This window comes from Mesorhizobium sp. M1A.F.Ca.IN.020.03.2.1, from assembly GCF_004023205.1.
In the GTDB taxonomy this organism is placed as follows: domain Bacteria; phylum Pseudomonadota; class Alphaproteobacteria; order Rhizobiales; family Rhizobiaceae; genus Mesorhizobium.
On the sequence record NZ_RZSV01000288.1, the window covers coordinates 1 to 6114 of the forward strand.

Sequence of the window (6114 nt, forward strand, 5' to 3'; positions counted from 1 at the left end):
GTGTTGATCAACAGCCCGATGGTGGTGTCGGCAACCTCCTCGGTCAGCACGTCGGGCGTGTTGGTGACCATGACGCCGCGGGTCGCGGCATGACGAGCGTCGACGGAGTCATAGCCGACGCCGAAATTGGCGATGATCTCGAGATTCGGCAGCGCGTCGATCATGGCCGCGCTGATGCCGCCGAAGGAGGCGATGCCGCGCACGCTCTCGCGCATCTCGCCGGTGACGAGCGACGGATCGGCGCGCTCGATCCGCACGCGCTTGAACGCCTGGTCGATCCGGCCGATGGCATGGTCGTTGAAACGGCCCGGCACCAGGACGGCGACCGGCGACTTCGCTTCTGTCTGTGTCATTGACGCTCCACCGGCTTGCCGGTGGACTGGCGTACGTGCAGCTCCGGCTTGATCAATTCCTGCGACGGCCGCACGGCCTGCCCGTTCAGCTTGTCGAGCAGCGCGCTGGCGGCGCGGCGGCCGACCTCGCGCTGGCCATTCCAGACCGTGGTCAAGGCCGGCGTTGCTATCGCAGCCTCCTCCAGGTCGTCGTAACCAGTGACGGAGATATCGACGCCCGGCACCAGACCGGCGCGCGCGATGCCGTTCATCAGTCCGATCGCAACCAGATCATTCCAGCAGCAGGCGGCGGTCGGCTTGTCCTTCAGCGCCAAGAACTGTCCTGCAGCCTCGAAACCGGCCTGCTTGGTGCGCGGTCCAGGAATGCGCCAGGACGGCTTCACCTCCAGCCCGGCCGCTTCCATGGCGTTGACGTAGCCCTGGTAGCGGTCGCGGCCGGTCGAGGTCTGGTCCGTGCCGCCGATCATGGCGATGCGTTTGTGGCCGAGCGAGATGAGATGGTTGGTCGCGAGTGCCGTGCCATAGGCATCGTCGCCGCGGAAGACCGGCACGTCGGCGCCGGTAACGGTGCGCGCGATCAGCACCGCCGGGAGGCCGTTTTCCTCGGCCATGATGATGTCCTCGGCCGGCGTGCCTATGGCCGGCGACATGATGACGCCGTCGGCGCCGAGCTGCAGCAGCGTGTCGATGAAGGTGCGCTGCTTTTCCAGCTGGTCATAATGGTTGGACAGGATGAAGGTCTGGCGGCTGCGGTCGAGCTCGCTTTCTATCGAGCGCAGGATCTCGGCAAAGAACGGGTTCATGATGTCGTGCACGACGACGCCGACAATGCCGGAGCGCGAAGTGCGGAGCGACGCGGCCCGTCGGTTGTAGATATAGCCGATGGCGCGCGCGTGCTCCTTGATGCGCTCGCGCGTCGACCCCGCGACCAGCGGGCTGTCGCGCAGTGCCAGCGAAACCGTTGCCGTGGACACGCCAAGCGCATCCGCGATCGTCGAAAGCTTGATCTTCTGTGCCAGCCTTGGTCCCCGGGCCTTTAAACTGTTTAAATGGGGCTTATGCCATCGATCGAGGGCAAATCAAAGTTTTTTTGCCAAGCCCTCGGCTTCCGTGTCCAAGGAAGCGGAATTGTGCAAGCGAAGCCTGTGCTCGCGGTGGATGATGAAGAGGCCGCTGGCGACGATGATGGCCGCCCCGAGCAGGGTCCAGCGGTCGGGAAACTGGTGGAAGATCAGCCAGCCGGAGATGATCATCCAAATCATCTGCGAATAAGGGTAAGGCGCGAGCGCCGTCGTCGTCGCCAGGCGATAGGCCTGGACCAGGAGCCAATGGCCGCCGGCGCCGAAGACGCCGAGCATCAAAAGGATCACCCAGTGCCAGCCGTCCTGCGGCAGGGACAATGAGAAGGGCAGCATGGGCAGGAGCAGCACCGCCGGCGCCAGCGCCGAGAACAGGATCAGGCTTTCGGATGTCTCCGTCGACGACATGCGCCGGGTCATGATGACGTAAAAAGAGTTCGACAGCATCGAGCCCAGCGCGAAGAGATGGCCCATGCCGAACACGCCGACGCCGGGCCGGGTGATGATGAGGACGCCGACGAAGCCGGTGAGGATCGCCAGCCAGCGCCGCCAGCCCGCCCACTCGCCGAGCAGCGGGCCGGCCAATGCGGTGATCACCATCGGGCCGAAGAAATAGATCGAGGTGGTCTCAGCGAGCTGCAGCGTCCTGAGCGCCAGGATGTTGAACATGGTCGAGCCGAAAAGCAGACATCCGCGCAGAATGTGCGCCGGCAGGTTATTGGCGCGGAAGCGCGACGGCTCGCGCCAGCCGCGAAGGAAAACCCCGACAAGCAGGACATGCACGATGAAGCGGGCCCAGGCGACGATCAGCGCCGAGACGCCGGCGAGCACCAGATATTTGCTTGAGGTGTCGAGAAAGGTGAAGCAGACATAGACGCAGAGCATCAACAGCATCGCCGCGGGCGGCGTCGCGCTGTCGTCGTGATTTTTGGGAACGCTCAAAATCGGGCCGGAGGAGAGGTAGACGCCACCCTTTTGCGGCAATCGCCGCCGGCCGGCAAGCCAAAAGCGACTGGCCCAACAAGACGTGTCGACAGGCTTAGAGCGCAGTGCCTTGGCGATCAGCAGAACGTTCCTTGCTCGTCCGCCCGGGCGGAGCAAGGAGCGACGCGACGCGCGCAGACCCCAGGCTGACGAAGCAGGGAGGTCGCGGCCAATCTCGAACGTGCGCGACGTCGTCCGGACGAATGGTCAATCAGCCACCAAGAGCATCCTCCCCGAGGGTCAAGCATGCATGCGGGCGCCCTTGGTAATCTTGTCGACCAGCTTCTTTTCGGCGCGCAGCGCGATGCCGACGATCTTGGCGTCGTCCGGCGCGAATTCGGCGAAAACGGCGCGGTTGGCCAGGTCATGGCCGGTGGAGAACATCTCCTCGACATAGGCCGATGTCGTCACGCCGCGCTCCAGGGCCCGGCGGTGGATCGCAGCAAGCGTCGGCTCGTCCGCCGACAGCACGATAACGGGCTGGACCGAGAGCGGATTGAAGAGATTGCCGGCGCGGTCGCAATAGGGCTCGCCGATGATTTGAGGAGATTGCGCGACGATGCCGCTGGTCAGGAAAGCGGTAACGTTGAGCTTCTGCCAGACGGCGAGATCTTCCTTGAGGACCATTGCAAATTTCGTATCGAACACCAAAATGTTTCTCCCGGATGTGCATGAGGGACCATGGCGCACGATCTAGGCAATGAGGCGCTGGGAGGTCTTGAACGTTCGTGCGCTGAGGACGACCGGATCGTTTCGGCGCCCGGTGCCACGGGCCTCGAGCGCATCGAGGCGCGTTTCCACGGCAATGCCTTCGAATTGCACCGCCACGACACCTACGCCATCGGCGTGACGCTGGACGGCGTGCAGCGCTTCCACTATCGCGGCGCGCTTCGGCACAGCGTGCCCGGCCAGGTGATCGTGCTGCATCCCGACGAACTGCATGACGGCGGCGCCGGCACCGAGGACGGCTTACGCTACAGGATTCTCTATCTCGAGCCGTCGCTGCTGCTTGACTGCCTCCACGGTTCGCCGCTCCCTTTCGTTAAGGATGCTGTGGTGAGCGACCCTCAGTTGCGCGGCACGCTGCTGTCGGCGCTAACACCGCTCACCGAGGAACTCGACGACCTGTTCGTGGCGGATTTCATCGCGCAGCTGGCGCAGCAATTGAAACGCCATGCCGGACAGCCGGCAAAATCAGCGGGAAAAATCGCGTGGCGGGCTGCCGCGCTGGCCCGCGACTATCTCGAAGAAAACGCTGAACGGCCGGTGCGCTCCGACGAGCTGGAGGCGGTTACCGGCCTCGACCGCTACGCGCTGTCGCGCCATTTCCGCGCGACCTATTCGACAAGCCCGCATCGCTTCCTGTTGATGCGCCGGCTGCAGCGGGCGCGACGCATGATCGAAGCGGGAGAGCAGCTTGCCCAAACAGCTGTTGCGGCCGGCTTCAGCGATCAGAGCCATTTCAACCGGCATTTCAAGAAGGCGTTCGGGCTGACGCTGGGCGACGCTGGTGCGCGACGCGTAGCGTCGTCGCCCTTTCCGCCAAGCCGATGCTTGGTGGTGCCTGAGGCGACGATGCTGTGCATCGCGCTTGGGTCGCTCGAGACGACGCTTACGCGTCGCTCGTGGTCACCAACGCCCAGCGGCTAAGCGACGATGCTGCGCATCGCGCTCACGCGTCCTCGAGACGACGCTGCGCGTCGCTCGTTAATCATCCAGCTCGGCGTCGTCGTCGATGAGGATCAGGGCCTCGTTCGACAGGTTGGCCTCGATGCGGGCGAGCAGCTTGAACAGCGCCTTCTGGTCTTTCTTGTCGAGACCCCTTAGCGCCTGCTTCTCGGTCTTCTTGACCGATTTCTCGATGGCGCGGATGGTTTCGCGGCCGGAGCCGGTGAGGAAAATATGGGCCTGGCGGGCATCGGCGTTGGAGGCGCGCTTTTCGAGAAAACCCTGCGCCTGCAGCCTGTTGATGGTTTTTGTGATCGTCGGCGGACGTACGCCGAGCTTGTCGGCGAGATTGCCGGGTGTCTGGCCGTCTTCGCGGTCGAGCGCCAGCATGATCTGGTCCTGGCCGGCGTAGAAGCCATGTGCCAGAAGGCGCGCAGCAAGCGCCGTGCGCGCCAGCCGCGCTGCCGAATGCAGCCGGTTCATAGTCGCCGTTCTGTCCGCCTTGGCCATGGTCATTCCCTCTTCGGCCGAACCGGCGCGGGCAGCATAGAGGCTGTCCGGCGGCTGGCAAATGACGATTTAACGAGTCCGGCCTGCAAACACTTTGCCGGCAAGCATTGCGTTGCCCGCGCAGGTGATGCCAGATGTTTATTTCAGTTAGATGACAAACGACTTTTGGCCCGCCGGCATTCACAGCGGAACATCCCGGAGGGGCTCTGATGCCGTGCGGCTGCCCTGTTCCTTTAACCCACTGCGGCTGCCCCGATCGGGACCGGCTGGCCCATCGGTTTGGCGCGTGCAAAAGCGCGGCTCACGTCCTATATGAGGGCCGACAAATCCTTCGAGCACAGATTTTTCGAGGCAGGCCATGAGCGATGCACAGACGCAGATCCCCGTAACCGTTCTCACCGGCTATCTCGGCGCGGGCAAGACGACGCTGCTCAACCGCATCCTGTCGGAGAACCACGGCAAGCGTTACGCGGTCATCGTCAACGAGTTCGGCGAGATCGGCATCGACAACGATCTGATCGTCGAATCCGACGAGGAAATCTATGAGATGAACAATGGCTGCGTGTGCTGCACGGTGCGCGGCGACCTGATCCGCGTCGTCGAGGGCCTGATGCGGCGGCCCGGCCGTTTCGATGCCATCGTGGTCGAGACCACTGGTCTGGCCGACCCGGTGCCGGTGGCGCAGACCTTCTTCATGGACGACGATGTGCGCTCCAAAACCAAGCTCGACGCGGTGGTGGCGCTGGTTGACGCCAAGCACCTGCCGCTGCGCCTGAAGGACTCGAAGGAGGCCGAGGACCAGATCGCCTTCGCCGATGTGGTGGTGCTGAACAAGACCGATCTCGTCACTCCCGAAGAGCTCGAAAAGGTCGAGGCGACGATCCGCGCCATCAACCCGGCGGCCAGGATCCATCGCACCCAGCGCGCCGGTGTGGCGCTCGGCGAAGTGCTCGACCGCGGCGCCTTCGACCTGTCACGCGCGCTGGAGAACGATCCGCATTTCCTCGAGGCGCACGACCACGATCACGACCATGAATGCGGTCCGGATTGCGATCACGACCACCACCATCATCACGACGGGCACGATCACCATCACCACGGCCATCCTTCCGACATCCATGATGTCACGGTGAAGTCGGTCTCGCTGCGCGGCGGCGAGATGGATCCGAAGAAGTTCTTCCCCTGGATCGAGAAGGTGACCCAGATGGAAGGGCCGAACATCCTCAGGCTTAAGGGCATCATCGCGCTGAAGGGCGACGAGGATCGCTATGTCCTGCAAGGCGTGCACATGATCCTCGAAGGCGACCACCAGCGCGCCTGGAAGGACGGCGAGAAGCATGAAAGCCGGCTGGTCTTCATCGGCCGCGATCTCGACGCCGAGCGCCTCAGGAAGAGTTTTGAAGCTTGCCAGGCGGCTTGATTTCCGGACTTTCAGGCGTTAGCGCTGCCCCTACTTTCCTTCTCCCCTTGTGGGAGAAGGTGGCCGAGCGAAGCTCGGTCGGATGAGGGGTGTTCCAGCT

The 6114-nt window shown here is 63.7% G+C and carries 6 protein-coding genes and 1 pseudogene; 2 read left to right on the forward strand and 5 right to left on the reverse strand.

Annotated elements, in window-relative coordinates; translation table 11 throughout:
• From EOA79_RS28500 to EOA79_RS28515, 4 genes and pseudogenes are all read right to left on the reverse strand, one after another.
• Window positions 1–353: pseudogene (locus tag EOA79_RS28500) on the reverse strand (2-hydroxyacid dehydrogenase); the annotation flags it as partial.
• Window positions 350–1372 carry a LacI family DNA-binding transcriptional regulator gene (locus EOA79_RS28505; RefSeq protein WP_067324144.1) on the reverse strand — a complete coding sequence of 341 codons (1023 nt, stop codon included), beginning with the start codon at window positions 1370–1372 and terminating at the stop codon, window positions 350–352. The pseudogene EOA79_RS28500 and the gene EOA79_RS28505, both read right to left, overlap by 4 nt.
• 60 nt (window positions 1373–1432) lie before the next feature.
• Window positions 1433–2317 carry a DMT family transporter gene (locus tag EOA79_RS28510; RefSeq protein ID WP_164748277.1) on the reverse strand — a complete coding sequence of 295 codons (885 nt, stop codon included), beginning with the start codon at window positions 2315–2317 and terminating at the stop codon, window positions 1433–1435.
• A 339-nt stretch (window positions 2318–2656) separates the two neighbouring features.
• Window positions 2657–3064: a DUF2000 family protein gene (locus tag EOA79_RS28515; RefSeq protein WP_127335279.1), complete on the reverse strand. Its 408-nt coding sequence runs from the start codon at window positions 3062–3064 to the stop codon at window positions 2657–2659.
• A 33-nt stretch (window positions 3065–3097) separates the two neighbouring features.
• Here EOA79_RS28515 and EOA79_RS28520 point away from each other — a divergent pair, with 33 nt between their 5' ends.
• Window positions 3098–4066 (forward strand): AraC family transcriptional regulator, encoded by a 969-nt coding sequence (locus tag EOA79_RS28520; protein WP_128293504.1) that lies wholly within the window; start codon window positions 3098–3100, stop codon window positions 4064–4066.
• Between the two features lie 57 nt (window positions 4067–4123).
• Here EOA79_RS28520 and EOA79_RS28525 read toward each other — a convergent pair whose 3' ends face one another.
• Entirely contained in the window at window positions 4124–4594 is a 471-nt protein-coding gene (locus EOA79_RS28525; protein WP_095824423.1) for a MarR family transcriptional regulator, read from the reverse strand.
• A 358-nt stretch (window positions 4595–4952) separates the two neighbouring features.
• Here EOA79_RS28525 and EOA79_RS28530 point away from each other — a divergent pair, with 358 nt between their 5' ends.
• Complete coding sequence (locus EOA79_RS28530) at window positions 4953–6014, forward strand: GTP-binding protein (protein ID WP_067003322.1); 1062 nt, start codon at window positions 4953–4955, stop codon at window positions 6012–6014.
• Window positions 6015–6114 lie beyond the last annotated feature (100 nt).